Source organism: Streptomyces telluris, assembly GCF_024519335.1.
Classification (GTDB): Bacteria; Actinomycetota; Actinomycetes; order Streptomycetales; family Streptomycetaceae; genus Streptomyces; species Streptomyces telluris.
In genome coordinates this window covers 50,700-77,344 of sequence record NZ_JANIID010000002.1, presented here as the reverse complement: position 1 = coordinate 77,344, position 26,645 = coordinate 50,700, and the positions used below count along the sequence as shown (strand labels likewise).

Here is a 26,645-nt window from a genome sequence, read left to right as displayed (position 1 = left end):
GCAGTGGTCCGTACCGGGCGTTTCCGGTACGGACCACTGCGCGTCGTGCCCCGGTATCATCGACGGCCGGCCGTTCCCGGGCCGTCAGGGTGTCGGGAAGTACGGTCGCCTCCCGGACAGGCCGTACATTGTCCGCGAAGATCCGCCCCGCCATGCTGCCCGAATGCGAGAGAAGCCAGTGAAGCCCCTGTCCCGCCGGACCCTGCTGCGCGCGCTGGGCGCCGGCGCCGGGGCCGCCGCACTCGCCGGGTGCGGAGTGCCCGCCGCGTACGTCGAGCCGGCCGACCGGGCCGCCGAGGACCGCTCCAGCCGCGACAAGAGCCTCGTCTTCGCCAACTGGCCCCTCTACATCGATGTCGACGAGGACGACCCGCAGAAGCGCCCCACCCTCGACGCGTTCGAGAAGCGCAGCGGTATATCGGTGAAGTACACCGAAGAGATCAACGACAACGACGAGTTCTTCGGCAAGGTCAGCCCCGCCCTGATGAACCATCAGGAGACCGGGAGGGACCTCATCGTCGTCAGCGACTGGATGGCCTCCCGCTACGTGCGCCTGGGCTGGGTCCAGGGGATGGACCGCTCCCGCCAGCCGAACGTCGACCGCAACCTCGACCCGCTGCTGCGCAAGCCCTCCTTCGACCCCGGCCGGCTGCACACTGTTCCCTGGCAGTCCGGCATCACGGGCATCGCGTACAACCGCAAGAAGCTCGGCCGGGAGATCCGCCACACCTCCGACCTGTGGAAGGACGACCTGCGCGGCCGGGTCACGCTGCTGGCCGGCCTGGACGAGGCGTACTCGCTGCTCATGCAGGGCAACGGCGCCGACGTCACCCGCTGGACCGCCGACGACTTCCACACCATGACCGACCAGCTGCGCCGCCTCGTGCGCAAGCGGCACATCCGCCGCTTCACCGGCAACGACTACATCAAGGACCTGTCGTCCGGCGACGTGCTCGCCTGCCAGGCCTACTCCGGCGACGTCATCCAACTCCAGGCCGACAACCCCGACATCGAGTTCGTCGTCCCGGAGGAGGGCGCCGAGCTGTGGGCCGAGAGCCTCATGGTGCCCAACCTCGCCCGCCACAAGCGCAACGCCGAGGCGCTCGTCGACTACTACTACCAGCCCGAGGTGGCAGCCGAGCTCGCCGCGGCGGTCAACTACGTCTGCCCCGTGCCGGCCGCGCGGGACGTTCTCGCCTCGTCCTCCGACAAGGAACTCGCGGAGCTCGCCGGGAATCCGCTCATCTTCCCGAGCGACGACATGCGTAAACGCCTCGCGACGGCGCGCGACATGACCGCGAAGGAGCGGCCCGGCTTCACCAAGGAGTGGAACGAGATCGTCGGGCTCTGATCGCGCTCGCCGCAGGGCCGCCCCATGCGCGCGGCCCCGGCTCCGTGCCCGCCGCCCCATGCGGCCGCCTCATGCCGCCCCATGAGGCGGCGTACCGCTCCCGCCGCCTCATGCCGAACCTCCCCCGCCCGGACCCCGTTCAGCCGCGCAGCAGCGACCGCAACGTACCGACCCGGTTGGTGGTGATCGCGTCGACGCCTGCTGCCAGTAGCCGGCGCATCGTGAAGCGGGTGTCCGCGGTCCAGGCGGAGACCAGAAGCCCGTCGGAGTGGTTGCGGGCGACGAGTTCGGGGCTCACCAGCCCGAAGCGGTAGTTCAGCCAGCGCGGGGCCACAGCATCGAGCAGGGCACGGCGCGGCGGCATCAGCGTCGTCCAGGTCAGGGCGATCTCCGCGGCGGGGTCCGCGCGGCGTACTGCGAGCATCGATGTCACACCACCGCAGTAGTACACGCGCTCCGCGGCTTCGCTCGCGTGCACCTCGGCGACGGCGGCCCCGGCGGCCGACGGGTCCGGCAGGTCGATGAACAGCCGCGGCCCGGACCGCTCCGCGCCGAGCTGCAGGGCCTCGCGCAGGGTGGGCACGCCGCCGCCGGTCAGCTCCCGCAGTTCGTCCGCCGTGAGCGAGTCCAGGACCCGCGTGTGACCCCACAGGCGCTCGAGCGTCGCGTCGTGCAGCAGCACGGGTACGCCGTCGCGCGTCAGCCGGACGTCGACCTCCACCGCCCCCGCCCCGGCCCGCAGGGCCGAACGGATCGAGGCGAGGGTGTTCTCCCGGAACAGGTATGGATCACCGCGGTGGGCGACGGCGGTGATGGTGCGGGCGCTTGCAGCAGGGGAGTTCGGGCCGGTCATGGGGCCCATTGTGGCCGCGGCGCGCGCCCGCGGGGCTCAGCCCCGCCAGGCCGCGGTGTAGGCGTCGATCTCCGCCCGGAGCGCCTTCTTGCCCGTCTCGTCCATGAACGACGCGTCCACGGCGTTCTTGGCGAGGCCGGCGACACCTGCTGCGTCGAGCTCCAGGAGGCGCGCGGCGACGCCGTACTCCCGGTTGAGGTCCGTGCCGAACATGGGCGGGTCGTCGCTGTTGACGGTCACCAGGACGCCCGCGGCCACCATCTCCTTGATGGGGTGGCGGTCCAGGTCGGTCACGGCGCGGGTGGCGAGGTTGGACGTGGGGCAGACCTCCAGCGGGATGCGGTGCTCCGCCAGGTGGGCCAGCAGGGCCGGGTCCTGCGGGGCGCTGGTGCCGTGGCCGATGCGCTCGGCGCGCAGGTCGACCAGGGCGTCCCAGATGGTCTGCGGGCCCGTCGTCTCACCGGCGTGGGGCACGCTGTGCAGGCCCTCGGCGATGGCCCGGTCGAAGTAGGGCTTGAACTGGGGCCGGGGCACGCCGATCTCCGGTCCGCCCAGGCCGAAGGAGACCAGCCCCTCGGGCTTGAGCTCGCAGGCGATCCGCGCGGTCTCCTCCGCGGCTGCCAGCCCCGCCTCGCCCGGGATGTCGAAGCACCAGCGCAGCACGACGCCCAGCTCCGTCTCGGCCGCCTTGCGGGCGTCCTCGATGGCCTCCACGAAGGCGGCGTCCGGGATGCCGCGCCTGGTCGAGCTGAAGGGGGTGACGGTCAGTTCGGCATAGCGGATGTTCTGCCGCGCCATGTCGCGCGCGACCTCGTACGTCAGCAGCCGTACGTCCTCGGCGTCGCGGATCAGGTCGACGACCGAGAGGTAGACCTCGATGAAGTGGGCGAAGTCGCGGAAGGTGAAGAAGTCGGCCAGCGCTTCGGGGTCGGTGGGCACGGGCGAATCCGGGTGGCGGGCTGCCAGCTCGGCCACGATGCGCGGGGACGCCGACCCGACGTGGTGCACATGGAGCTCCGCCTTGGGGAGCCCGGCGATGAACGAGTCGAGTACGGACATGCATGCCTCCATGGCGCGGTCGGCCGGAGCCTGCCGACGGGTGCCGTTCATCGTATGCGGGACGTACGCGACGGTTGTCCTCAGGCCTTAGCATGACGGGTATCGACTGGGGAGGGCTATGTCTGACAAGGCAGCCGGGGCCGATGGGCACTCCGAGCCGCGGGACCCCGATCCCTGGGCTCCGCCAAAGCGGCGGGTCGCACTCGACAAGCCCGGCCGGCAGCCGGCGCCCGGGCACCATGCCGAGCCCGCTCCGGTGCCCCATGCCGCCGCTGTGACGCCGCCTCAGCCTCCTGCGCGGCAGCCGGCGCCCCATGCCGCCGTGGCGCCCTCCGGGCCCCATGCGCTGCCGGCGCCCCATGCCGCGTCCCCGCCCCATGCGGCTCCGCAGCCGCCCCATGCCCCGGCCCCGGGCGCCGTGCCGCCCGTGCCCCTCGCACCGACCGGCCCCGGCACGCCCAGCGCGTACCGGAGCAGCCCGTACGACCAGGCGCCGTACGGAGCGCCCGGCGGTCCCTCTGCGGTCCCGGGACCGGCCGCCGCCCCCTACGGTCTGCAGGCGCCCTACGGCCAGGGTCCCTATGGTCAAAGTCCCTACGGCCCGGGCTCCTACCAGCCGGGCGCGTACGGCTATCCGGCGTCACTGCTCTACGCGCAGCAGCCCGTACCCAGCAACGGCCTGGGGCTGGCGGCCCTGGTGCTGGGCATCGTCGGCACCGTGTTCTCGCCCACCGTCGTCCTCGGGGCGGTGCTCGGCATCCTCGCCATCATCTTCGGCGCCGTGGGCCGTGCCAAGGTGCGCGGCGGCGAGGCCACGAACCCCGGACAGGCCCTCGCCGGGCTGATCCTCGGTTGCGCGGCGCTCGTCGCCACCGTCCTGATGGTCATCGTCTACATCAACATCGATGTCGACGACAGTGACGGCCCCGTGCCCGACGACGATCCGGGCGCGACGTACGGCGCCTACTTGTCGGCTCCGGTGCTGCTCGTGGACCGCGACGCCAGTCGCTGACGCGCCTCCATCAGCGCGAAGCCGAGGAGGTTGTCGCCCTGCCAGCGGGCGGGGTCCTGGGAGCGCTCGTCGTCGGCGGCCAGGCCGATGCCCCAGACCCGGTCGAGCGGGCTGGCTTCGACCAGCACCCGCTGACCGGTGCCCAGCAGGTAGGCGCTCAGAGCCGCGTCCTGCGCGAACTTGTGGACGCTGCCCTCCACCACCAGCTCGAAGCGGTGCTGCCGCCACGTCTCCTCGTCGAAGCCGCGCACCTTGCGGCCCGCGTCCTTCGCCTGCTTGGGGTGCGACGCGGCGATCGCCTCCGCCTCTGCCTCCGCGTCGGCGAAGAGCCGTGCCTTGCCGGCCATCATCCAGTGCTCGGCCGTGGCGTAGACGGTGCCGTCCACCGTGAACGGCGAAGGCCACCACTGGCTGAAGCAGCTCGCCCCGATGGTGCCGTCCCTGCGCGCCTGGTGGCCCCAGAAATAGACGTACTTGAAATGCTCGCCGCGGGCGACGGCGGACGTCAGCTCGGCCACTGCACGCGGGCCGTCCGCATGCTGTCCCGTGTGCGCGAATCCGTACTGGTCCCCGTTGATCTTCATGGCGGGCATTCTCGCATCGGCTCCGGGCAGCGGAACCGGGCTGACCGGGTATGACCGTTCCCCATAGCATTGCTCGACGCAGTTCAACGGAGGGGACCTTCTTCATGTCTGACTACAACCAGAATCCTTATGGGGCGCCCCAGCCGCCGGCGGCGCCCCAGCAGCCCGGTTACGGCTACCCGAGTCAGGCCCAGCCGGCGCAGGGCGGCTACCCCGCACAGGGCGGATACCCCGGGCAGAGCGGCTATCCCGCGCCGGCGCAGAGTGCCTACCCGGCGCAGAGCGGCTACCCCTCCGCGCCGCCGGTCCAGCCCTACGGGTACGCGGGCGGCGTGCAGCCCAGCAACGGCATGGGCACCGCCGGCCTCGTCTGCGGCATCATCGGCGCCGTCTGCAGCCTCCTGGTCTTCCTGTGGTTCTTCGGGCTGATCCTGGGCATCCTCGGCATCATCTTCGGTGCCGTCGGCCGCTCCAAGGTCACGAAGGGCGAGGCGACCAACCGGGGCGCCGCCACCACCGGCATCGTCCTCGGCATCGTGGCCCTGGTGCTTCCCGTCCTGTGGTTCGCCTTCTTCGCGAGCCTCCTCGGCATCGGTGCCGGCCTGTAGCCGAACCGCACCCACCCGTGCCCCGGTCCCCGGCCGTACGCCGACGGGCCCCGTGCGGCACTTCGAAGACTGCCCCTCACTGATTCCGTCGCAGAGTATGCGGACTGCGACGGAATCCCTTGTTGGTTACGGCCTCCTCTGCCAGGATCGGCTTCGGCGCCCCTGCGCGGTGCAGCCGCCCTGCGCTGTGCGGTGCAGAGGAGGGCGCAGCCGGCTGGAGGAGTGTGTTGATGGGCGCGACGGATCAACGGTTCGATGCGGCGGGGCGGTTCGCCGGCGGAGCCCAGTACGTAGGCGGCCGCTTGCGCCCCGGCACCTCGGGTCACATGCACGCGGTCGTGGACCCCGCCACGGGCGAAGAGGTCCTCCGGTACGAGCTGGCCGGTCCGGAGGACGTGGACGCCGCTGTCACGGCCGCCGCGGAGGCCCTTCCCGCGTGGGCGGGAGCGACCCCGGGGGAGCGTTCCGACGCACTGCACCGGTTCGCGGGCGTGCTTGCGGACCGCGCGGAGGAGTTCGCCCGCGCGGAGTCCGCCCAGTGCGGCAAGCCGATCCGCCTCACCACCGAGTTCGACGTGCCGGGCACCGTGGACAACACCGCCTTCTTCGCGGGCGCGGCGCGCCACCTGGAGGGCCGGTCCGCCGGGGAGTACAGCGGCGACCACACCTCCTACGTGCGCCGCGAGCCGATCGGCGTGGTGGGCTCCATCGCGCCCTGGAACTACCCCCTGCAGATGGCCGCGTGGAAGGTCCTCCCGGCGATCGCGGCGGGCAACACGATCGTGCTCAAACCCGCCGAGCTGACGCCCCTGACGTCGTTGATGTTCGCCCAGGCCGCCACCGAGGCCGGCATCCCCGACGGCGTCGTGAACGTGGTCTGCGGGGCCGGCGTGGACGCGGGGGAGCGCCTCGTGGGCCACCCGGACGTCGCCATGACGTCGTTCACCGGATCGACGGCTGTCGGCAGGCGCGTCGCCGAGATCGCCACGCGGACGGTCAAGCGACTCCACCTCGAACTCGGCGGCAAGGCCCCGTTCGTCGTCTTCGACGACGCCGACCTCGAAGCGGCCGTGCACGGGGCGGTCGCCGGCGCCCTCATCAACACGGGGCAGGACTGCACCGCGGCCACCCGCGCCTACGTTCAGCGCCCCCTGTACGACGCGTTCGTCTCCGGGGTCGCCGACCTGATGGCGTCCGTGCGCCTCGGCGACCCCTTCGACCCCGCCACCGACCTCGGCCCGCTGGTCTCGTACGCCCAGCGGGACCGCGTCGCCGGCTTCATGGACCGGGCGCGCTCGTACGCCACCGTGGTCACCGGCGGCACGGCGCCCGCGGGAGAGCTGGCCAAGGGCGCGTACTACCGCCCCACGCTCGTCACCGGAGCCGCTCAGTCCAGCGAGATCGTCCAGGAGGAGGTCTTCGGCCCCGTGCTCGTCGTGCTGCCCTTCGACAGCGACGACGAGGGCATCGCTCTCGCCAACGACACGCCGTACGGGCTGGCGGCCTCCGCATGGAGCCGGGACGTCTACCGCACGGGGCGGGCCACCAGGGAGATCAAGGCGGGCTGCGTGTGGGTCAACGACCACATTCCGATCATCAGCGAGATGCCGCACGGCGGTTACCGGGCATCAGGCTACGGAAAGGACATGTCCGCGTATTCCTTCGAGGAATACACCCAGGTCAAACACGTCATGTCCGACAACACCGCCGTGGCCCGCAAGCCCTGGCACCGGACCATTTTCTCCCTGGGGTGAGGCCCTTTCCCGCACCGGTTCTCCCGCTCGCTTCGTATTCCGGTCCTCAGGCGCCCTCTCGGGCCGGTTCGGGTGCCGGCCGGGAATCACGGACCGCCGTGCTTGCGGACCTCGCCGTAGTAGACCCGGGCCCAGTATTCGCAGCTGCCGGCTTTCGCCTTGGGCAGGGTGCGGCAGTAGGCGTACATGTCCGCCTTGAAATTTTTGTCCACGGCGAGACGCGTGGTGCGGTCGAACCGGCCCTGCTTCTTGTAGTTCCGGTACCCGAAGTCGTGCCGCTGGCAGGACGGAAGGAAGTTGAATCCCATGGGCCGGTTGGGCGCCTGGGAACAGCCGTCCGACGACCAGTCGAGCTTGTCGCTATGGCCTTTGTCGTCGCGTACGGACTGGAACCGGTCCATCGAATGGTCGAAGAGCAGTTTGTCGGTGTAGGTCTGGAGCGGAGGTTTCGGTGACGGTTGGGCGATTGCCGGTTCGGCTGCGGCCCCCATGAGCAGTGCGGCGCCCAGTGCCGCGACGGCTGTCACTCTTTTTCGGTAGCCCAACGGATTTCCCCGTTTTCTGTGTTCTGTGCCGCGAGCGGATTTGTGCTGCCCGCTCGCTCCCCTGTGAGCGGGTATCAGGTTGGCAGGTTCATGCCTGAGTGATCCATGGGGATCGTGGCACTGTTGCGTAACCAAAAGGCAACAACGGAATCCCTTGTTCGACCCGGGTTGCTCTGCCAGGATCCTCGCTCAAAGTCCGTTGGAGCTACGGAAAGGGCACCTTGCATGGAGCGCTACCAGCCACGGACCACCGTGAACCGGCGGACTCTGCTGCGGGCCGGCGGAGCAGGTGCGCTCGGCTTCGGCGCGCTCGCGTCCCTGGCCGGCTGCGGCATCCCGCCCGCGGGGCGTCCGGAGGGCGCTCTGGGCGCCTCAGAGGACCGCTCCGCGCACGAGCGGACCCTCTCCTTCTCCAGCTGGACCGAGTACATCGACACGGGCGCGGACGGCACGAGCCGCCCCACGCTCGACGACTTCAGGCGCTCGACCGGCATCGCCGTGACGTACACCGAGGACATCAACGACAACGTCGAATTCTTCGGCAAGGTCGGCAAACAGCTCGCCGCCGGCCAGGACATAGGCCGGGACCTGATCTGCGTCACCGACTGGATGGCCGGCCGCATGATCAGACTCGGGTGGGCCCGGCGGCTGGACGCGGCTCACATGCCCAACGCGTACGCCAATCTCGCCCCGGGATTCCGCGCCCCCGACTGGGACCCCGGGCGCGTCCACTCGTATCCGTGGACCGGCATTCCCGCCGTCATCGCCTACAACCGCAAGGCCACCGGCGGCCGCAAGGTCGACTCCGTCTCCCAGCTCCTGGACGATCCGTGGCTCAAGGGCCGCGTCGGGCTCCTCTCCGAAATGCGCGACACGGTCGGCCTCACGCTTCTCGACATGGGCAGGAGGCCCGAAGAGGTCACCGCCGAGGAATACGACGGCGCCGTCGCCCGCCTGCGCCGGGCCCGCGACCGCGGACAGATCCGCCGCTTCACCGGCAACGACTACACGGGCGACCTCAACAAGGGCGACATCGCCGCCTGCATCGCCTGGGCGGGAGACCTCGTCCAGCTCCAGGCCGACAACAGCGACATCCAGTACGCGATCCCGGACGCGGGCTACATGCTTTCCAGCGACAATCTTCTGGTCCCCCGTACCGCCCGCCACCAGAGGAACGCCGAGCGCCTCATCGATTACTACTACCAGCCGAAGGTCGCCGCGCGGCTCGCCGCCGCCATCAACTACGTCAGCCCGGTCGCCGGGCTGCGGGACGAGCTAGCGAAGATCGACAAGAAGCTGGCCGAGAACGACCTGATCATCCCCAGCGAGGCGATGCTGGCGAAGGCCCATGCCTTCCGCTCCCTGACCGCCGCCGAGGAGAAGGCGTTCGAGGCCGCCTTCTCCGAGCTCACCGGCGCCTGAACCGCCGAAACGGGCCACCGGCGCGGCGCCCGGCCCCGGACATATGAGAACGTACGCGGCTGTACGTGCCGTACGTGCTCACGCCCCCGAGACCCCTGGACCCAAGACCCATGACAACAACCGCCCCGACCGACAGCAGCAGCGGCACGGACGTCCGCCTCACCGCCATCAGCAAGAGCTACGGCGCCTTCACCGCCGTCCACCCGCTCGACCTGAGCGTCCCCGCCGGCTCCTTCTTCGCCCTGCTCGGCGCCTCAGGCTGTGGCAAGACCACCACCCTGCGCATGATCGCCGGCCTGGAGCAGCCCACCTCCGGCTCCGTCGAGCTCGCCGGACAGGACGTCACCGCCCTCCCCCCGCACAAGCGCCCTGTCAACACCGTCTTCCAGAGCTACGCGCTCTTCCCGCACCTCGACATCTACGAGAACGTCGCCTTCGGCCTGCGCCGCCGCGGCATCAAGTCCGTCAAGAAGCAGGTCGGCGACATGCTCGACCTCGTCCAGCTCGGCGACTACGCCCGCCGCAAGCCCCACCAGCTCTCCGGCGGCCAGCAGCAGCGCGTCGCCGTCGCCCGCGCCCTGATCAACCATCCCCGGGTGCTGCTGCTCGACGAGCCCCTCGGCGCCCTCGACCTCAAGCTGCGCCGGCAGATGCAGCTGGAGCTCAAGCGCATCCAGACCGAGGTCGGCATCACCTTCATCCACGTCACCCACGACCAGGAGGAGGCCATGACCATGGCCGACACGGTCGCGGTCATGAACGCCGGACGGGTCGAGCAGCTCGGCGCCCCCGCCGACCTCTACGAGACCCCCCGCACCACCTTCGTCGCCAACTTCCTCGGCACCTCGAACCTCATCACCGCCGAGGTCCTCGACGCCTCCGGGGAGACCCTCGTCCTGCGCGCAGCAGATACCAAACTCGCCCTGCCCCGGGCGCGATGTACCACCGCCCCCCGTGCGGGCGGGAAGCTCCTCGTCGGCATACGGCCGGAGAAGATCACCCTGACGCACGCCGACGACGCCGGCACCATCCCCGAGGGGCGCAACCGCGTCCACGGCCGCATCACCGCGTCCAGCTTCATCGGAGTCTCCACCCAGTACCTCGTCGACAGCCCCGTGGCCCCGGGCCTGTCGGTCTACGAGCAGAACATCGAGCGCGACAGCCGCCTCGCCCCGGGCGCCGACGTCGTCCTGCACTGGAACCCCGGGCACAGCTTCGGCCTGGACGCCGCGCAGAGCATCGAGGCGGGCACGGACGCGGGGGAGGGCACCTGATGGCACTCGTCACCGACCAGCCCCCCGCGGCCCCCGCGCCGCCCCGCGGCCGCACCGCCGCACGGGGCAGGAAGCTCACCCCGTACTGGCTCCTGCTCCCCGGCATCCTGTGGCTGCTCGTCTTCTTCGCCGCCCCGCTCGTCTACCAGGCCTCCACCTCGGTACAGACCGGATCGCTCGAAGAGGGCTTCGACGTCACCTGGCACTTCGCCACGTACTGGGACGCGCTGACCGAGTACTACCCCCAGTTCCTGCGCTCCGTCGCCTACGCCGCGACCGCGACGGCGCTCTGCCTCGCCCTCGGCTACCCGCTGGCCTACCTCATCGCCTTCAAGGCCGGCCGGTGGCGCAACGTCCTGATGATCCTCGTCATCGCGCCGTTCTTCACCAGCTTCCTGATCCGCACCCTCGCCTGGAAGACGATCCTCTCCGACGGCGGCCCCGTCGTCTCCGCCCTCGCGAGCCTGCACGTCCTCGACGTCACCAACGCCCTCGGGGTCACCGAGGGGCACCGCGTGCTCGCCACGCCCCTCGCCGTCGTCTGCGGCCTGACCTACAACTTCCTGCCGTTCATGATCCTGCCGCTGTACACGTCCCTGGAGCGCATCGACCCGCGGCTGCACGAGGCGGCCGGCGACCTCTACGCGCGTCCGCTGACGACCTTCCGCAAGGTGACCTTCCCGCTGTCCATGCCCGGCGTCGTCGCCGGCACGCTGCTCACCTTCATCCCCGCCACGGGCGACTACATCAACGCCGAGCTGCTCGGCTCCACCGACCAGAAGATGATCGGCAACGTCATCCAGTCCCAGTTCCTGCGCGTCCTGGACTACCCGACCGCCGCCGCCCTGTCCTTCATCCTCATGGCCGCCATCCTCGCCATGGTCACCGTCTACATCCGCAAGTCCGGGACGGAGGACCTGGTCTGATGACTGCTACGCCCGCCCGTACGCCCGCCCGCCAGGGCGTCCTCTCCAGCCGCCCCGTGCGGTGGCTCCGCCGCAACCTCGTCGTGCTCGCGGGGCTGGCCACACTGGCCTACCTCGTGCTGCCCAACGTCGTCGTCACCGTCTTCTCGTTCAACAAGCCCAACGGACGCTTCAACTACGAGTGGCAGCGCTTCTCCACCGACGCCTGGACCGACCCGTGCGGCGTCGCCGACCTGTGCGGCTCCCTCTCGCTCAGCCTGCAGATCGCCGTCTGGGCGACCGTGGGCGCCACCGTCCTGGGCACGGCGATCGCCTTCGCGCTCGCCCGCTACCGCTTCCGAGCCCGGTCCTCCGTCAGCACCCTGATCTTCCTGCCGATGGCCATGCCCGAGGTCGTCATGGCCGCCTCGCTGGCCACTCTCTTCCTCAACATGGGCGTCACCTTCGGCTTCTGGACCATCCTGATCGCCCACATCACGTTCTGCCTGAGCTTCGTGGTGACGGCCGTCAAGGCCCGGGTGATGTCCATGGACCCCCGGCTCGAACAAGCCGCCCAGGACCTCTACGCCACCCCGCTGCAGACCTTCCTGCGGGTCACCCTCCCGATCGCCGCCCCGGGCATCGCGGCGGGCGCCCTGCTCTCCTTCGCCCTGTCCTTCGACGACTTCATCATCACCAACTTCAACGCCGGCTCGACTGTGACCTTCCCCATGTTCGTCTGGGGATCCGCACAACGGGGCACACCCGTTCAAATCAATGTCATCGGAACGGCGATGTTCGCCGTCGCCGTGCTGTGCGTCCTCGTCGGTCAGCTGATCGGCGGGCGCCGAAAAAGGAGCTGAGAACATGGCCGCTCGTGCCATGAACCCTGTCCAAGCACTTTCCGACGCCGCTTTCCGGCCCTACTGGCTCGACGACCCCTCCCGGCCGGAGGCGCTCCCCGCGCTCGTCGGCGACGAGCACTGCGACCTGCTCGTCGTCGGCGGCGGATACTCGGGACTGTGGACCGCGCTCCTCGCCAAGGAGCGCGACCCCGGCCGGGACGTCGTCCTCATCGAGGCCCAGGAGACCGGCTGGGCCGCCTCCGGCCGCAACGGCGGCTTCTGCTCCGCCTCCCTCACCCACGGCTGGGCCAACGGGGCGGCACGCTGGCCGGACGAGCTCACCACGCTGCACAAGCTCGGCCTGCAGAACCTCGACGACATCGAGGCCACCCTCGCCCGCCACGGCATCGACTGCGACTTCGAGCGCACCGGCGAGATCGACATCGCCACCGCCCCGCACCAAGTGCACGAGTTGCAGGAGGCCGCGGAGGAGCTCGAGGCCCTCGGCATCACCGGGTACGAATACCTCGACCGGGATGCCCTGCGCGCCGAGGTCCGCTCCCCGACCTTCCTCGCCGGCCTCTGGGACCGCGACGGGGTGGCGATGCTGCACCCCGCCCGGCTCGCATGGGGCCTCAAGCGCGCCTGCACGGAGCTCGGCGTGCGCATCTACGAGCACACGCCGGGCACCGAACTGTCCTCCCGCGCCGCCGGCATCGCCGTGCGCACCCCCTACGGGCGCGTTTACGCCCGGCAGGCTGCGCTCGGCACCAACGCATTCCCCTCGCTCGTCAAGCGCGTCCGCCCGTACATCGCCCCCGTCTACGACTACGCGCTCATGACGGAGCCCCTGAACGCCGAACAGCTCGACGCCATCGGCTGGAAGGGCCGGCAGGGACTGGGGGACGCCGCCAACCACTTCCACTACTTCCGCATCACGCCCGACCACCGCATCCTGTGGGGCGGTTACGACATCGTCTACCACTACGGGGGCGGCGTCCGGGCGGAGTACGACCACCACCCGGCCACGTACCAGAAGCTCGCCGAGCACTTCTTCCGCTGCTTCCCCCAGCTCGAAGGCGTGCGCTTCACCCACACCTGGGGCGGCGCCATCGACACCTGTTCGCGCTTCTCCGCCTTCTTCGGCACGGCGCACGGCGGCAAGGTCGCCTACGCCCTCGGCTACACGGGCCTGGGCGTCGGCTCCACCCGCTTCGGCGCCGACGTCATGCTCGACCTGCTCTCCGGGGAACGCACGGAGCGGACCGAGCTGGAGATGGTGCGCAGCAAGCCGCTGCCCTTCCCGCCCGAGCCGGTGCGCTCCATGGGCATCGGCATCACTCAGTGGTCGATGACGAAGGCCGACGAAAACGGCGGCCGCCGCAACCTGTGGCTGAAGGCCATGGACAAGGTGGGCCTGGGGTTCGACAGCTGATGGCGGGCGGGGGCCTGGCGCCTCGTGCGTGGTGCGGGGCCTCATGCAGGGCCTCGTGCCGCGCTCCGGGCCCCATGCGGGCGGCGGGTCCGCCCCGTGCGCCCGCGGGGGCGCACGGGGGCGCGCCGCCCTGCGGACAGTGAACCCTTCACCTCCGGTCGGCCCCGGAACCCGCGTAATGATCCGCACTCCGCGGGCTCTCCATCCGTGAACGCAGGACGAGCGAACACGGAACGGAGGCACCGCCATGAGTGACGGCGCGGGGAAGCAGAGCGCGGTGGAGTGGCTGGCGACGGCAGCACCCGACCCCGGGACCTGCCGGTGGGAGTGGGAGCGCAATCCCCTAGGGGTGGCGCTGCTGCCCGCCGGCAGGCTCTGGGACGTTCTCATCCTCCCCAGCGAGCTGGGCCGCCCCGCGCTGGAGATCCTCACCCGCTGCACCGCACGGGTCGGTCCCGTCCTGGCCGACTTCGGCGGCTGCCGCATGGGCTTCTTCGTCCCCCCGGGCACTGCCGCGAGGTGGTTCGCCACGGGTGTACGGACTGCCGGGGCCGGCAGCTGGGTCGTCGTCCCTCACCCGGGGCGGGCGGCTTCGGGTGTCCGCTGGGTGGTGCCGCCCGACGGCGACGGCACGCTCACCGACCCGGCACTGCTGGAACTGTCGATGCACGAGGCCGCCGCGGACCTGGCCGACGGCGGACAGGACGGGTGAGGGCCTGTGCCAGCCCCCACAACAGCACGCCCGACAGGCACCACGCGCCCACCACGTCCAGCGGCCAGTGATAGCCGCACCGCACCAGGCCGACCGCTACGCCTGAGTTCAGGAGGACGTACGCCACTGCTGCCCACGCGCGTGCGCGCGCGTGCCGGTTGCGGGGCCTCATGCCGTCAGGTTCCGCATGGGGCGGCGCATCGGCAGGGGCGGCGGCATGGGGCAGCGCACGGGCAGGTTCCGCATGGGGCGGCGTTACGGAAGCACCGGCATGGGGCGGCGCGCGGAACGAATCGGCACGGGGCGCCAGAAGCAGCAGCACAGCCGCCCCGTATGCGACGGCGGCGGTGGCCGTATGCCCTGAAGGAAAGAAGCCGTCGTGCGCCCCGGTCGCGGCCATGGCCGGGGGCCCCGTGCGGCCGATCCAGGACTTCACCGGTACGACGACGGCCGGTACGGCCGCCATGGCGAGGGCCGCCCACAGAGGCGGCAACCACGGCCTGGGGCCGCGGCGGCGCAGCAGTGCGGACCCGGCCATGGCCACGACCAGCACAGGCACCGCGACCGATGCGTTGCCCAGGTCGGCGAGGAATTGCGCGGCTGCGCCGGGGAACGAGGAGCCGGCCACCGTACGGCCGAGGTCCTCGTCGAGCGTCCGCACGGGGCCGCGCGCCGCGACCTGCCAGGTGACCAGAGCGAAGAGCAGCGCACAGAACGCCGGGAAGAGCCCGCGCATGAGGCGGCGGGACCGTGCCGGCGGCCCCGGAACAGGGGGGGAGGTTCCGAGGCCGCCGTGAGGACCGGGGTGCCGCGCGCCCCGGGGGGTATGGGGCGGGCGGCCATCCGATCGGTGAGGATGTCCGGAGCGCAGAGCTCCAGTGGTGTGCGCGAAGGCACGGCCGGGTCGGCACTGGGGAAGTACCGGCTCGGCTCCGTCCGCAGTCCCCTGCGGACGAGGTGTTTCTCTCATCTGCAGAAACCGTACGGCAGGGCGGGCGGTCCGGACAGCCGGATCACCCGTCCACCACCCGCTCCGCACAGGTTCTTCACCCGCATCCCCCCTCACCGGCGGCTACAGGCGGGCGAAAGCGGCCTCGATGATGTCCAGGCCCTCGTTGAGCAGGTCCTCGCCGATGACCAGCGGCGGCAGGAAGCGCAGCACGTTGCCGTACGTGCCGCAGGTGAGGACAAGCAGGCCCTCCGCGTGGCAGGCCTTGGCGAGCGCGCCGGCGGCCTCCGGGTTGGGGTCCTTGCTGCCGGACTTCACCAGCTCGATCGCGATCATGGCGCCGCGGCCGCGGATGTCGCCGATGATGTCGAACTTCTCCTGCATGGCGGAGAGGCGGTCCTTCATGACCTCCTCGATGCGCTTGGCCTTCGCGTTGAGGTCGAGCTCGCGCATGGTCTCGATCGCGCCGAGCGCCGCCGCACAGGCCACCGGGTTGCCGCCGTAGGTGCCGCCCAGGCCGCCCGCGTGCGCCGCGTCCATGATCTCGGCGCGGCCGGTGACGGCGGCGAGCGGCAGGCCGCCCGCGATGCCCTTGGCCGTCGTGATCAGGTCGGGGACGACGCCCTCGTCCTCGCACGCGAACCACTGGCCCGTGCGGCAGAAGCCGGACTGGATCTCGTCCGCGACGAAGACGATGCCGTTGTCCTTCGCGAACTGCGAGATGCGCGGCAGGAAGCCCTTGGCCGGCTCGATGAAGCCGCCCTCGCCGAGCACCGGCTCGATGATGATCGCGGCGATGTTCTCGGCGCCGACCTGCTTGGTCATGGCGTCGATGGCCTGGGCCGCGGCCTCCTCGGCGCAGTTCTCCGGGCCGGTGGGCCAGCGGTAGCCGTAGGCCACCGGCACGCGGTAGACCTCGGGGGCGAACGGGCCGAAGCCGTGCTTGTACGGCATGTTCTTGGCGGTGAGCGCCATCGTCAGGTTCGTACGGCCGTGGTAGCCGTGGTCGAAGACGACGACGGCCTGGCGCTTGGTGTACGAGCGGGCGATCTTCACCGCGTTCTCGACGGCCTCGGCGCCCGAGTTGAACAGCGCGGACTTCTTGGCGTGGTCACCCGGCGTCAGCTCGGCGAGCTGCTCGCAGACCTCCACGTAGCCCTCGTAGGGCGTCACCATGAAACAGGTGTGGGTGAAGTCGGCGAGCTGCGCGGTGGCGCGGCGCACCACGGCCTCGGCGGAGCTGCCGACCGACGTCACGGCGATGCCGGAGCCGAAGTCGATCAGGGAGTTGCCGTCCACGTCCTCGATCACGCCGCCGCCGGCGCGCTTGGTGAACACCGGCAGCGTCAGGCCCACGCCGCCTGCGACCGCAGCGTTCTTCCGGGCCAGCAGCTCCTGCGACTTCGGGCCGGGGATCGCGGTGACGATGCGGCGCTCCTGGGGGAGGGCCGGGCCTCCGGTCAGTTCGGTCATGAGGTGCTCCAGGGGGAGAGAACGGGCTTCGATCGGACTTTTAGTCGCAGGCTAGGGGCGGGAGCCGGGGTCGGGCATGTTCCGTTCGGGAGAAGTGGGCGCGTCGCGTTGTCCGTACCGGACATGGCGGGGCTGTGACGGGGCGTGACCGGTCCGTCAGCACGTTCCCGGGGTGATCATGCGCTCGGCGTGGCCGGGGACGCTGAACTCGCCACGGCCGACCACTAGATTGAGCGGCGGCGCGCACTCAGACGAGAAAGTCAGAAACCGGCCGGCGGGGGGCGAGGGGCAGCGATGGAGCACGAGGGCACGTACGACGCACCGGGCGCACGGGGCCGGCTGCCCGGGGGGGCCGACGCACCGCCGGCCCGGGCAGCCGGCGCCGAGGCCTGGCCCCGGCAGCCGGCAGGCCCGCCCGTCCTTCCGCCCGTGCCCCATGCGGCCCCCGCGGCGCCCCATGCGGCGCCTCCCGCCATGCCCGCGGAGGCGCCGCCCCCGCCGCCCCGTGCGGTGCCGCCGCAGCCCGGCAAGGCGGCCGGGACGGCTTCGCAGGGCCGGTCCCCGTTCCTCACCTGGCTCCGCACGCCCCGTGTCGCCGCGGGCCCCGGCATCTGGGCGTACGGCTACCGCCCCAAGCCCCCGGAGGAGCCGGACCGCATCCCAGGCCGGCAGCTCCTCAGCGGGGCGGTCATCGCCCTCCTGTGCGGCTGGCTGCTGGGGTCGCTGCTGTGGAACGGCTACCTCGGCTCCTACTGGCTGTGGCCGCTGACCGTCCTGACCCCCGACTCGTGGCACAGGGGTATGGCGGCGGTGTGGACCATCTACACCTATTACGCCGTCTGCCTGGGCGTGCTCGTCTGCGTCTTCGGGCGCCTGGGGCGCTGGCCCCAGGTCTGGCGGCGGTACTTCGCGCCGCTGCTGGCACGGCTGTGGGACGACGGCGGAGCCCTTCCCGCCGCCGTGGGAGGCGGCCCCCGCCAGGACCCGGCCGACTGGCCCCAGCTGCGCGCCGCGGGTGCGCACGAGGCGGCGGAACGGCTCGCCGCGGAAGCCCGCGCCGGGCTGATGAACGACGTCGACCACGCCCGCATCGAGCGGGCCTGGCAGACCGTACGCGTGCAGCCGGGGAGGCTCGCGGCCTTCACCGAAACCGTTCTGCGGCACGGGGCGGCCGCTTGCGCGCACCCGTCCGGCGCGCGCGATCTGCCCGTACGCGCCGCGCGTCACGACCTCGTCACCCGGCAGGTGCGCCTCGGCACCGCCGTGGACGACGAGCGCAACCCGTACGTGCACCGCGGCGCCGGGTTCGCCCTCGACCCCCGTCTGCTCGGCACGTCCCTGCTCGCGGTCGGACCGCCCGGCAGCGGCAAGACGGACCGGCTGATCCGCCCCGTGCTGGAGTCGCTGTGCCTGCAGGCGCTCGCCGGCCGGGCGGCCGTGGTCGCGGTCGGCGCGGCGGGGGCGGGCCTCGCGCCCGACGAGGCGTTCGACGTCGTGGTGCGCATCGGCCGGTCGGACTCCGCTTACGACCTCGACCTCTACGGCGGCACCGACGACCCCGACGAGGCCGCCGCCGTCCTCGCCGAGGGCCTCGTGGGCGACCTCACCGCCACGCTGCCGGGCGAAGGGGGCCGCCGGGCCGCAACCGTCCTGGCCCAGATCCTCGGCCCTTACCGGGCCGCTCACGGCCGCTTCCCGTCCGTCCCCGAACTCCGCGAGCTCCTGGACGGCTCGCCCGCCGCCGTGGCCTCCCTGCGCGCCGCCCTCACGGACGCGGGGCAGGAGGCCCTCATCCGCGAGCTCGACGCCCGGGAGCGGCAGGCGCACCGCCCCGGCGACGCCGGCCCCATGCTCGCCGACCGCCTCGCGCTCCTCGACCGCCCGGCCTTCGCCCGCTTCTTCGACACCACCGACCCTTCGCGCACCTTCTCCCTGCGTGCCCTGGAGCACCCGCTGCGCGTTCGGATCGACCTGCCCGAGCGCGGGCACGCAGAGGCGTCACGGATGCTGGCCCGGCTCGTCCTCGCCCAGTTCACGGAGTGCGCGGTCGCGCGGGGCGACCGTTCCCTCTTCGCGTGCCTCGTCCTCGACGACGCCACCCACACCGTCACCCCTGAGGCCGTACGGGGCCTGGCGCGGCTCCGTTCGGCACATGCGGGAGCACTGCTCACCCTCCGCACGCTCGACGACGTACCCGACTCCCTGCGCAGCGCGCTGCTGGGCTCCGTCGGCTGCCGCATGGCGTTCTCCGGCATCACCACCTGGGACGGGGCGCGCTTCGCGGAAGTGTGGGGCAAGGAGTGGGTGGAGACCCGCGACGTCACCGACCGCCAGATCATCGCCCACGAGCCTCTGACCCGCGTCACGCATGTGGTGCGCAGGCTGGTCACGGGGCGGGCGGTGACCGCGCAGTCGGTGACGGTGCGCAAGGTGGAGCGTGAGCGCTGGTCCGCCTCCGAGCTGGCGCACGGGGTGCCTGCGGGACATGCGGTGCTGTCGGTGACTTCCGTGCGGGGGAACAGCGCGCCGCCGGTGCTCGTCGATCTGCAGCGGTGAACCGGTTCGCGTTACCGGTGATTGCTCCACTGAGGCAGAATCGGTCGCAGATGTTCATACGCGACGGCACGTTTGCCCCGACGCCCCTCCCGAAGGTGCCATGCCCCTCACGCTCACCTCACTCGTCCACCACTCCGCGCTGAAACTCACCGTCCTCGCGGGGGAGGACCGGCTGGACAGGCCCGTCCGCTGGGCGCACGTCAGCGAGCTGGCCGACCCCGTGCCGTGGATGGACGGTGGCGAGCTGCTGCTGATCACCGCACTGAAGATCGACGCGGAGGACCCCGAGGCCATGCGGCGGTACGTCCGCCGCCTCGTGCGCGCAGGCGTCGTCGGCCTCGGCTTCGCAGTCGGCGTCAACTACGAGCGGGTGCCGGATGCGCTGGTCGATGCGGCAGGGGGCGAGGGCCTGCCGCTGCTGGAGGTGCCCCGCCGTACGCCCTTCATCGCCATCACGAAGGCGGTGTCCGCAGCCATTGCGGCCGACCAGTACCGGGCGGTGACGGCCGGATTCGAGGCCCAGCGCGAACTGACCCGCGCCGCCCTGGGCCCGGAGGGGCCGGCGGCCCTCGTCGCCCGGCTCGCCGCACACCTCGACGGCTGGGCGGCGCTCTACGACGCCTCGGGCTCCGTCGTCGCGGCGGCGCCCGAATGGGCTGCGCGCCGGGCCGCGCGCCTCGGAGCGGACGTCGAACGGTTGCGGGAGCGCCCCGCGCCCGCCACCGCAGTCGTGGGCACGGATCCCGCCGAGGAGGGAGCCGACCGCGTCGAGCTCCAGTCCCTCGGCTCCGGGCGGCGCGCACGGGGGGTCCTCGCCGTCGGTACGGGTGCGCCCCTGGGAACCGCCGAGCGCTACGCCGTGCATTCCGCCATCGCCCTGCTCACCCTCACCACCGAGCGCTCCCGGGCCCTGCAGGAGGCGGAGCAGCGACTGGGGGCGGCGCTGCTGCGAATGCTCCTCGCCGGCGAACCCGACCATGCACGGGCCGTGGCCGGAGACCTCTACGGAAGCCTGCTGGACGCTCCGTTCCGGGTGATCGTCGCGGAAGCGGTGGAGATCCCCGCCGACGCGGACACCATCGGCCCGGAGGGAGAGGGCGAGCCCGCCGTGGAGCCGCTGGCCGTGCTCGCGGACACCCTGGAGACCGCCGCGGGCCGGGTGGCGGAGCCGCTGCTGGTCGTCCCGGACGGCGAACGGCTCGTCGTCCTGGCCCCCGACGGCGGTGCGGTCGCCGCGGCATGCGGGGAACACGCCCGCGCCATAGAAGCCCGCCGCGGGACGAAGGCGCGGCCCCGGGACCGCAGTGCCGCCGCCCCTGCCTGCGACCTCGTCATCGGCCTCTCCGCCCCCGCGGGGCCCATCGCCGCCGCGGCGGCCTTCCGCCAGGCGGAGCAGGCCCTGTCCGTCGCACGGCGCCGCGGCAGGGTCCTCGTGGAGCACGAAGAGGTCGCCGCCGGCTCGGTACTGCCGCTCCTCGCGGACGATGCGGTACGTGCCTTCGCGGACGGCATGCTGCGGGCCCTCCGGGAGCACGACGCAACCGGCCGCGGCGACCTCGTCGCCTCCCTGCGCGCCTGGCTCTCCCGCCACGGCCAGTGGGACGCGGCGGCGGCGGACCTCGGCGTCCACCGCCACACGCTGCGCTACCGCATGCGACGGGTGGAGGAGATCCTGGGCCGCTCTCTGGACGATCCCGACGTCCGTATGGAGTTGTGGCTGGCTCTGAAGGCGACTGCGGCTTCGGGGCAGGAGTAGAACGCCCCTGGGACCCGGGACTCGGGATCCGGCAGAGGGCCCGTAAGCCGGGGGAGCTCCAGGTACCGCGGTCCGAGTGGCCGCGGGAGGGCCGCATGGGGCCGGGACCGGTCGGCGCCGGGCATGGCGCCGTGCAGGGGAGTGAGCGCGTGGCGGCATGGGGCGCGGCCCGTACGGGTGGCGTCCCGCGGGCCCCATGTGCGCCGCATGGGGCGCCCCGCCGCCGGGCCTCATGCCGTTGCGAGGACCCACGGACCTGAGCCACGTAGCCGCACGAGGCGCAGCCACTCCGCCATTGCGGTGCCCCCCGCGCCGGTACTGCTCCACCGCGGACAATCGGCGCCCGGCCGCCCCGCACCTACCGTGGGGGAGCAATATCCACACCACTTGGGAAGGGCCGGGATTGTGACTGCTCCCCACGCGTTCTGGCTGGCCGGCCGCGAGGCCACCGGCGAGGAGACCTTCGACGTCACGAACTCCTGGGACGGCCGTCTCGTCGGCACCGTGAGCGTGCCCACCGACGCACAGGTCGAGGAGGCCGTGGCCGCCGCGCACGCCGTCCGAGAGGAGTTCGCGGCGACGCCCGCGCACGTGCGGACCGCCGCCCTCGACCACGTCGCTAAGCGGCTCACCGAGCGCACCGAGGAGATAGCCCAGCTCATCTCCGCCGAGAACGGCAAGCCCATCAAGTGGGCCCGCGGCGAGGTCGGCCGCGCCGTCTCCGTCTTCCGCTGGGCCGCCGAGGAGGCTCGCCGCTTCAACGCCGGCGACGCGCAGCGCCTCGACACCGACGCGGGCGGCACCGGCCGCCTGGCGCTGACCCGCCGCTTCCCGCGCGGCACCGTGCTGGGCATCGCGCCGTTCAACTTCCCGCTGAACCTGAGCGCCCACAAGGTCGCCCCCGCGATCGCCGTCGGTGCGCCGATCATCCTCAAGCCCGCTCCGGCGACCCCGATCTCCTCCCTCGTGCTGGGCGAGATCCTCGCCGAGACGGACCTGCCGGCGGGCTCCTGGAGCGTGCTGCCGGTCCCGAACGACCGCATGCCCGCCCTCGTCCAGGACGAGCGCCTGCCGGTCATCTCCTTCACCGGCTCCGGGCCGGTCGGCTGGTCGATCCTCGACTCCGCCCCCCGCAAGCACGTCACCCTCGAGCTCGGCGGCAACGGTGCGGCCGTCGTCCTGGCCGACTGGTCCTCCGAGGAGGACCTCGACTGGGCCGCACAGCGCATCGCGACGTTCTCGAACTACCAGGGCGGCCAGTCCTGCATCTCGGTGCAGCGCGTCATCGCCGACGCCTCGCTGTACGAGCGCCTCGTGCCCAAGGTCGTGGCCGCCGTCGAGGCGCAGGTCACCGGTGACCCGTCGGACGCCGCGACGGACGTCGGCCCGCTCGTCAGCGAGGACGCCGCCAAGCGCGTGGAGTCCTGGGTGGACGAGGCCGTGGAGAAGGGCGCCGCCCTGCTCACCGGCGGCAAGCGCGACGGCGCGACCTACGCGCCGACCGTGCTCGCCGACGTGCCGGCCGACGTGACCATCGCCTGCGAGGAGGTCTTCGGCCCCGTCCTGACGATCACCAAGGCCGAAGGCGAGGAGGCCGCTTTCGCCGCCGTCAACGACTCGCCGTACGGCCTGCAGGCCGGCGTCTTCACGCACGACCTGCAGACGGCTTTCCGGGCGCACCGTGCCCTGGAGACCGGCGGCGTCATCATCGGCGACGTGCCGTCCTACCGTGCGGACCAGATGCCCTACGGCGGCGCCAAGCAGTCCGGCGTGGGGCGCGAGGGCGTGCGCTACGCGATGGACGACTACACCTACGAGCGCGTGCTCGTCCTGACGGGCCTGGCGCTCTAGCAGGAACTGTCTGCCTGTAGGCACCTGCCCGCAGGAAAGTCCCTTCCGACGGCCGGGGCGCGCTTCGTGCGCGCCCCGGCCGTCGGCGTTTCCGCCTGTGCCTCGCCTGGCTGCGCGCCGGACCGCATGGGGCGCACGGGGCCGGTACTCCATGTGACCGCCCCGTGCGGCGCCCCATGCATGCGACCGCGGATAGCTGCAGCGCCCCATTCCGGGCCCACCTCGCACTCCCTCCTCTGGCCGGATCCTTCCGAACCGTGGCAGTCAGGCCACTCGTTGCCGTCCTCGATCTCCGGAAGTCTGGGGACATCGAAACGGCACGACCGCAAGGAGCGCACAGCCATGACCGCAGCACCCGCCCGCATGCACGCCATCCGCCAGGAGTCCGCCGGCGGCCCCGAGGTGCTGCGCCTGGTCGAGACCGACCGCCCCGTGCCGGGCCCCACCGAGATCCTGGTGCGGGTACGGGCAGCAGGGGTCAACCCGGTCGACTGGAAGACCCGGGCGCGCGGCTTCTACTACACGGGGGACACCCCGCCCTTCGGCCTCGGCTTCGACGTCTCGGGCGTGGTCGAGGCGGTCGGCGACGGCGTGACGCTGTACGCCCCGGGCGACGAGGTCTACGGCATGCCGCGCTTCCCGCACCCGGCGGGTGCCTACGCCGAGTACGTCGCCGCGCCCGCCCGGCACTTCGCCCCCAAGCCGCGAGGGCTCGACCACGTACAGGCTGCCGGTCTGCCCCTCGCCGCGCTCACCGCGTGGCAGGCCGTCGTGGACACCGCCCGCGTCACCGAGGGCCGGCGCGTGCTGATCCACGCGGCGGCGGGCGGCGTGGGCCACCTGGCCGTCCAGATCGCCAAGGCACGGGGCGCGTACGTCATCGGCACGGCCAGCGCCGCCAAGCACGACTTCCTGCGGGGCCTGGGAGCCGATGAACTCATCGACTACCGCGAGCAGGACTTCGCCGAGGAGCTCGGCGACCTCGACGTCGTCGTGGAGTCCATCAGCGGCGACTACCCGGCCCGCTCCCTGCACACCCTCCGCCCCGGCGGCACCCTCGTCTCGCTGCTCCCCCTGACGGAGCCGGTCCTCACCGAGGCGCGTGAGCGCGGTATCCGCGCCGTGCGGATGATGGTCGAGCCCGACCTGGCGGGCCTGCGGGGGATCAGCGAGCTGGTCGAGTCCGGGCAACTGCGCACCGAGATCGCGGCGGTCCTGCCGCTCGCCGAAGCCGGCAAGGCCCACGAGCTCGGCGAGACGGGCCGCACCTCCGGGAAGATCGTGCTCACCGTCGGCGACTGACCGACTGACCGACTGAGTGACTGCCCACGTCACCCGCCCCATGCCGCTGCCCCGTGCAGACCGCATGGCACGCGCGCTGGCTGCAACCGGCCTCCATGCCCGCACAGTGCCGCCCCGTAGCCCCGTAGCCCCGTAGCCGCGTAGCCGCGTAGCCACCGGGCCGCGGACCGCGGGGCTACGGAGCGCACTGCGCCTGCGCCATCCGGAGTGCTTGCTCACCCGCATGGGGCGGCCCGTCGCCGACACCCGCATGGGCCCCTCCCCGTACCCCGCACGGGCCTTCCGCAGCTCCTCGGGCCGGAACGTTGCGCGAGGTCTGGTAGATGCCGGGAGGATCGGGTACATACGGTCCAGTAGTACCGGTCGGTAGCCGACCGGGACGGCCCCGACTGAAGCGGCGAGGTGCCTCATGACCGCACCATCCGTACGACAGGTCTCCGAGCGCGAAGCACGCCAGGTCGCCGAAGCGGCCCGGGAGCAGGACTGGAAGAAGCCGAGCTTCGCCAAGGAACTCTTCCTCGGCCGGTTCCGCCTCGACCTGATCCACCCGCATCCGACGCCCGCCATGGAGGACGTGCGGCGCGGCGAAGAGTTCCTCTCGAAGCTGCGCGACTTCTGCGAGACGCGCATCGACGCCGCCCGGATCGAGCGCGAGGCGAGGATCCCGGACGAGACGGTGAACGGGCTCAAGGAGCTCGGCGCCCTCGGCATGAAGATCGACACCAAGTACGGGGGCCTCGGGCTCACGTCGGTCTACTACAACAAGGCCCTCGCCGTCGTGGGCTCCGTCAGCCCCGCCGTCGGCGCGCTGCTCTCCGCCCACCAGTCCATCGGCGTGCCCCAGCCGCTCAAGCTCTTCGGCACCCAGCAGCAGAAGGAGACCTTCCTGCCGCGGTGCGCCCGCACCGACATCTCGGCGTTCCTGCTCACCGAGCCGGACGTCGGCTCCGACCCCGCGCGCCTCGCGACCTCCGCGGTCCCCGACGGCGACGACTACATCCTCGACGGGGTCAAGCTCTGGACGACCAACGGGGTCGTCGCGGACCTGCTGGTCGTCATGGCGCGCGTCCCCAAGAGCGAAGGCCACAAGGGCGGCATCACGGCCTTCGTCGTCGAGGCCGCGGCGGAGGGCGTCACCGTCGAGCGCCGCAACGCCTTCATGGGCCTGCGGGGCATCGAGAACGGCGTCACCCGCTTCCACCAGGTGCGGGTTCCCGCCGCCAACCGCATCGGCCCGGAGGGCTCGGGGCTCAAGATCGCTCTGACGACGCTCAACACCGGGCGGCTGTCCATTCCCGCCATGTGCGTCGCCGGCGGCAAGTGGGCGCTGAAGATCGCCCGGGAGTGGTCCACGGCGCGCGAGCAGTGGGGCAAGTCCATCGCCGAGCACGAGGCGGTCGGATCGAAGATCGCCTTCATCGCGGCGACCACCTTCGCCCTGGAGGCCGTCCTCGACCTCTCCGGCCAGATGGCCGACGAGAACCGCAACGACATCCGCATCGAGGCCGCCCTCGCCAAGCTGTACGCCAGCGAGATGGCTTGGCTGATGACCGACGAACTCGTGCAGATCCGCGGCGGACGGGGCTACGAGAGCGCCGCCTCGCTCGCCGCACGGGGCGAGCGTGCCGTCCCCGCCGAGCAGATGCTGCGCGACGCGCGCATCAACCGCATCTTCGAGGGCTCCACGGAGATCATGCATCTGCTGATCGCCCGTGAGGCCGTGGACGCCCACCTCTCGGTCGCGGGCGACCTCATCGACCCGGACAAGTCCCTGGGCGACAAAGCCCGCGCAGGGGCCCGCGCAGGGGGCTTCTACGCCCGCTGGCTGCCCAAGCTGGTCACCGGCCCCGGGCAGCTCCCGCGCACCTACGCCGAATTCCACCCCGCGGGCCACCGCGACCTCGCCACCCACCTGCGCTACGTCGAGCGCTCCTCGCGCAAACTCGCCCGCTCCACCTTCTACGCCATGTCGCGCTGGCAGGGCCGCATGGAGACCAAGCAGGGCTTCCTGGGCCGCATCGTCGACATCGGCGCGGAGCTCTTCGCGATGAGCGCGGCGTGCGTCCGTGCGGAGCGGTCGCGCGCCCAGGGCGAGCATGGTGCGGAGGCGTACGAGCTCGCCGACGCCTTCTGCCGGCAGGCCAGGATCCGCACGGAGGAGCTCTTCGGGCGGCTGTGGACGAACACCGACGACCTCGACCGCAAGGTCGTCTCCGGCGTGATGTCCGGGGCGTACGAGTGGCTCGAGGACGGCATCCTCGACCCCAGCGGCGACGGCCCCTGGATCGCGGACGCGACCCCCGGTCCGGCCAAGACGGACAACGTCCACCGCCCCATCCGCTGAGCGCCCCGTCCGACGCCCCGACGCCCCGCGCGCGGCGCCATCGGCCCCGTGCGGC

Annotated in this window: 21 protein-coding genes; 15 read left to right on the top strand and 6 right to left on the bottom strand. The window is 71.9% G+C overall.

Annotation, left to right across the window (positions count from 1 at the left end; genetic code table 11):
* Positions 1 to 163: 163 nt before the first annotated feature.
* A complete protein-coding gene (locus NQU55_RS02365) occupies positions 164 to 1,351 on the top strand; it encodes a polyamine ABC transporter substrate-binding protein (protein WP_168090847.1) in 1,188 nt (395 codons plus the stop codon).
* Positions 1,352 to 1,490: 139 nt separating this feature from the next.
* Here NQU55_RS02365 and NQU55_RS02360 read toward each other — a convergent pair whose 3' ends face one another.
* Positions 1,491 to 2,204: a glycerophosphodiester phosphodiesterase gene (locus tag NQU55_RS02360; protein ID WP_168090848.1), complete on the bottom strand. Its 714-nt coding sequence runs from the start codon at positions 2,202 to 2,204 to the stop codon at positions 1,491 to 1,493.
* Positions 2,205 to 2,240: 36 nt separating this feature from the next.
* A complete protein-coding gene (locus NQU55_RS02355) occupies positions 2,241 to 3,263 on the bottom strand; it encodes an adenosine deaminase (protein ID WP_168090849.1) in 1,023 nt (340 codons plus the stop codon).
* A gap of 427 nt (positions 3,264 to 3,690) precedes the next feature.
* Here NQU55_RS02355 and NQU55_RS02350 point away from each other — a divergent pair, with 427 nt between their 5' ends.
* Positions 3,691 to 4,275 carry a DUF4190 domain-containing protein gene (locus NQU55_RS02350; protein WP_168090850.1) on the top strand — a complete coding sequence of 195 codons (585 nt, stop codon included), beginning with the start codon at positions 3,691 to 3,693 and terminating at the stop codon, positions 4,273 to 4,275.
* On the opposite strand, the gene ybiA is transcribed toward NQU55_RS02350, so the two are convergent.
* Positions 4,227 to 4,859 (bottom strand): riboflavin biosynthesis intermediates N-glycosidase, encoded by a 633-nt coding sequence (gene ybiA / locus NQU55_RS02345; protein WP_168090851.1) that lies wholly within the window; start codon positions 4,857 to 4,859, stop codon positions 4,227 to 4,229. The two genes, NQU55_RS02350 and ybiA, sit on opposite strands and share 49 nt — an antisense overlap.
* 104 nt (positions 4,860 to 4,963) lie before the next feature.
* On the opposite strand from ybiA, the gene NQU55_RS02340 reads away from it, so the two are divergent.
* Positions 4,964 to 5,467: a DUF4190 domain-containing protein gene (locus NQU55_RS02340; protein WP_168090852.1), complete on the top strand. Its 504-nt coding sequence runs from the start codon at positions 4,964 to 4,966 to the stop codon at positions 5,465 to 5,467.
* Between the two features lie 230 nt (positions 5,468 to 5,697).
* Positions 5,698 to 7,221: a gamma-aminobutyraldehyde dehydrogenase gene (locus tag NQU55_RS02335; protein WP_168090853.1), complete on the top strand. Its 1,524-nt coding sequence runs from the start codon at positions 5,698 to 5,700 to the stop codon at positions 7,219 to 7,221.
* Between the two features lie 86 nt (positions 7,222 to 7,307).
* Here NQU55_RS02335 and NQU55_RS02330 read toward each other — a convergent pair whose 3' ends face one another.
* On the bottom strand, positions 7,308 to 7,748 hold the full coding sequence (locus NQU55_RS02330) for a phospholipase (protein ID WP_168090854.1): 441 nt from the start codon (positions 7,746 to 7,748) through the stop codon (positions 7,308 to 7,310).
* A 243-nt stretch (positions 7,749 to 7,991) separates the two neighbouring features.
* Here NQU55_RS02330 and NQU55_RS02325 point away from each other — a divergent pair, with 243 nt between their 5' ends.
* The 6 genes from NQU55_RS02325 to NQU55_RS02300 all read left to right on the top strand — a co-directional run bounded on the left by NQU55_RS02325 (position 7,992) and on the right by NQU55_RS02300 (position 14,359).
* A complete protein-coding gene (locus NQU55_RS02325; RefSeq protein WP_168090855.1) occupies positions 7,992 to 9,188 on the top strand; it encodes a polyamine ABC transporter substrate-binding protein in 1,197 nt (398 codons plus the stop codon).
* 110 nt (positions 9,189 to 9,298) lie between these two features.
* Positions 9,299 to 10,462, top strand: coding sequence for an ABC transporter ATP-binding protein (locus NQU55_RS02320; protein WP_168090856.1), 1,164 nt, complete (start codon positions 9,299 to 9,301; stop codon positions 10,460 to 10,462).
* The gene (locus NQU55_RS02315; RefSeq protein WP_168090857.1) at positions 10,462 to 11,388 is read left to right on the top strand and encodes an ABC transporter permease; all 927 of its coding nucleotides are present in this window, start codon (positions 10,462 to 10,464) and stop codon (positions 11,386 to 11,388) included. The genes NQU55_RS02320 and NQU55_RS02315 overlap by 1 nt, the downstream gene beginning before the upstream one ends.
* Positions 11,388 to 12,230, top strand: a complete 843-nt coding sequence (locus NQU55_RS02310; protein WP_168090858.1) for an ABC transporter permease — start codon at positions 11,388 to 11,390, stop codon at positions 12,228 to 12,230. Before NQU55_RS02315 ends, NQU55_RS02310 begins: the two co-directional genes overlap by 1 nt.
* 4 nt (positions 12,231 to 12,234) lie before the next feature.
* Positions 12,235 to 13,647: an NAD(P)/FAD-dependent oxidoreductase gene (locus NQU55_RS02305; RefSeq protein WP_240976082.1), complete on the top strand. Its 1,413-nt coding sequence runs from the start codon at positions 12,235 to 12,237 to the stop codon at positions 13,645 to 13,647.
* 247 nt (positions 13,648 to 13,894) lie between these two features.
* Positions 13,895 to 14,359: a bifunctional DNA primase/polymerase gene (locus tag NQU55_RS02300; RefSeq protein ID WP_168090859.1), complete on the top strand. Its 465-nt coding sequence runs from the start codon at positions 13,895 to 13,897 to the stop codon at positions 14,357 to 14,359.
* Here the strand turns inward: NQU55_RS02300 and NQU55_RS02295 are convergent.
* Together NQU55_RS02295 and gabT are read right to left on the bottom strand one after the other, a co-directional pair.
* The gene (locus NQU55_RS02295) at positions 14,283 to 14,825 is read right to left on the bottom strand and encodes a phosphatase PAP2 family protein (protein WP_240976084.1); all 543 of its coding nucleotides are present in this window, start codon (positions 14,823 to 14,825) and stop codon (positions 14,283 to 14,285) included. The two genes, NQU55_RS02300 and NQU55_RS02295, sit on opposite strands and share 77 nt — an antisense overlap.
* 606 nt (positions 14,826 to 15,431) lie before the next feature.
* Complete coding sequence (gabT, locus tag NQU55_RS02290) at positions 15,432 to 16,781, bottom strand: 4-aminobutyrate--2-oxoglutarate transaminase (protein WP_168090861.1); 1,350 nt, start codon at positions 16,779 to 16,781, stop codon at positions 15,432 to 15,434.
* 294 nt (positions 16,782 to 17,075) lie between these two features.
* Between gabT and NQU55_RS02285 the strand changes: the two genes are divergently transcribed.
* The 5 genes from NQU55_RS02285 to NQU55_RS02265 all read left to right on the top strand — a co-directional run bounded on the left by NQU55_RS02285 (position 17,076) and on the right by NQU55_RS02265 (position 26,590).
* Positions 17,076 to 19,337 (top strand): type IV secretory system conjugative DNA transfer family protein, encoded by a 2,262-nt coding sequence (locus tag NQU55_RS02285; RefSeq protein WP_168090862.1) that lies wholly within the window; start codon positions 17,076 to 17,078, stop codon positions 19,335 to 19,337.
* Between the two features lie 100 nt (positions 19,338 to 19,437).
* Positions 19,438 to 21,093, top strand: a complete 1,656-nt coding sequence (locus tag NQU55_RS02280; protein WP_168090863.1) for a PucR family transcriptional regulator — start codon at positions 19,438 to 19,440, stop codon at positions 21,091 to 21,093.
* Positions 21,094 to 21,498: 405 nt separating this feature from the next.
* On the top strand, positions 21,499 to 22,944 hold the full coding sequence (locus tag NQU55_RS02275; protein WP_168090864.1) for an aldehyde dehydrogenase family protein: 1,446 nt from the start codon (positions 21,499 to 21,501) through the stop codon (positions 22,942 to 22,944).
* Between the two features lie 342 nt (positions 22,945 to 23,286).
* A complete protein-coding gene (locus NQU55_RS02270; protein WP_206328859.1) occupies positions 23,287 to 24,246 on the top strand; it encodes an NADP-dependent oxidoreductase in 960 nt (319 codons plus the stop codon).
* Between the two features lie 409 nt (positions 24,247 to 24,655).
* The gene (locus NQU55_RS02265; protein WP_168090865.1) at positions 24,656 to 26,590 is read left to right on the top strand and encodes an acyl-CoA dehydrogenase family protein; all 1,935 of its coding nucleotides are present in this window, start codon (positions 24,656 to 24,658) and stop codon (positions 26,588 to 26,590) included.
* Positions 26,591 to 26,645 lie beyond the last annotated feature (55 nt).

Coding starts and splice junctions, on each gene's coding strand:
- NQU55_RS02365 (WP_168090847.1), top strand. CDS start 164: ATGCGAGAGAAGCCAGTGAAGCCCCTGTCCCGCCGGACCCTGCTGCGC.
- NQU55_RS02360 (WP_168090848.1), bottom strand. CDS start 2,204: ATGACCGGCCCGAACTCCCCTGCTGCAAGCGCCCGCACCATCACCGCC.
- NQU55_RS02355 (WP_168090849.1), bottom strand. CDS start 3,263: ATGTCCGTACTCGACTCGTTCATCGCCGGGCTCCCCAAGGCGGAGCTC.
- ybiA (WP_168090851.1), bottom strand. CDS start 4,859: ATGAAGATCAACGGGGACCAGTACGGATTCGCGCACACGGGACAGCAT.
- NQU55_RS02340 (WP_168090852.1), top strand. CDS start 4,964: ATGTCTGACTACAACCAGAATCCTTATGGGGCGCCCCAGCCGCCGGCG.
- NQU55_RS02335 (WP_168090853.1), top strand. CDS start 5,698: ATGGGCGCGACGGATCAACGGTTCGATGCGGCGGGGCGGTTCGCCGGC.
- NQU55_RS02325 (WP_168090855.1), top strand. CDS start 7,992: ATGGAGCGCTACCAGCCACGGACCACCGTGAACCGGCGGACTCTGCTG.
- NQU55_RS02320 (WP_168090856.1), top strand. CDS start 9,299: ATGACAACAACCGCCCCGACCGACAGCAGCAGCGGCACGGACGTCCGC.
- NQU55_RS02315 (WP_168090857.1), top strand. CDS start 10,462: ATGGCACTCGTCACCGACCAGCCCCCCGCGGCCCCCGCGCCGCCCCGC.
- NQU55_RS02310 (WP_168090858.1), top strand. CDS start 11,388: ATGACTGCTACGCCCGCCCGTACGCCCGCCCGCCAGGGCGTCCTCTCC.
- NQU55_RS02305 (WP_240976082.1), top strand. CDS start 12,235: ATGGCCGCTCGTGCCATGAACCCTGTCCAAGCACTTTCCGACGCCGCT.
- NQU55_RS02300 (WP_168090859.1), top strand. CDS start 13,895: ATGAGTGACGGCGCGGGGAAGCAGAGCGCGGTGGAGTGGCTGGCGACG.
- NQU55_RS02295 (WP_240976084.1), bottom strand. CDS start 14,825: ATGGCGGCCGTACCGGCCGTCGTCGTACCGGTGAAGTCCTGGATCGGC.
- gabT (WP_168090861.1), bottom strand. CDS start 16,781: ATGACCGAACTGACCGGAGGCCCGGCCCTCCCCCAGGAGCGCCGCATC.
- NQU55_RS02285 (WP_168090862.1), top strand. CDS start 17,076: ATGGAGCACGAGGGCACGTACGACGCACCGGGCGCACGGGGCCGGCTG.
- NQU55_RS02280 (WP_168090863.1), top strand. CDS start 19,438: ATGCCCCTCACGCTCACCTCACTCGTCCACCACTCCGCGCTGAAACTC.
- NQU55_RS02270 (WP_206328859.1), top strand. CDS start 23,287: ATGACCGCAGCACCCGCCCGCATGCACGCCATCCGCCAGGAGTCCGCC.
- NQU55_RS02265 (WP_168090865.1), top strand. CDS start 24,656: ATGACCGCACCATCCGTACGACAGGTCTCCGAGCGCGAAGCACGCCAG.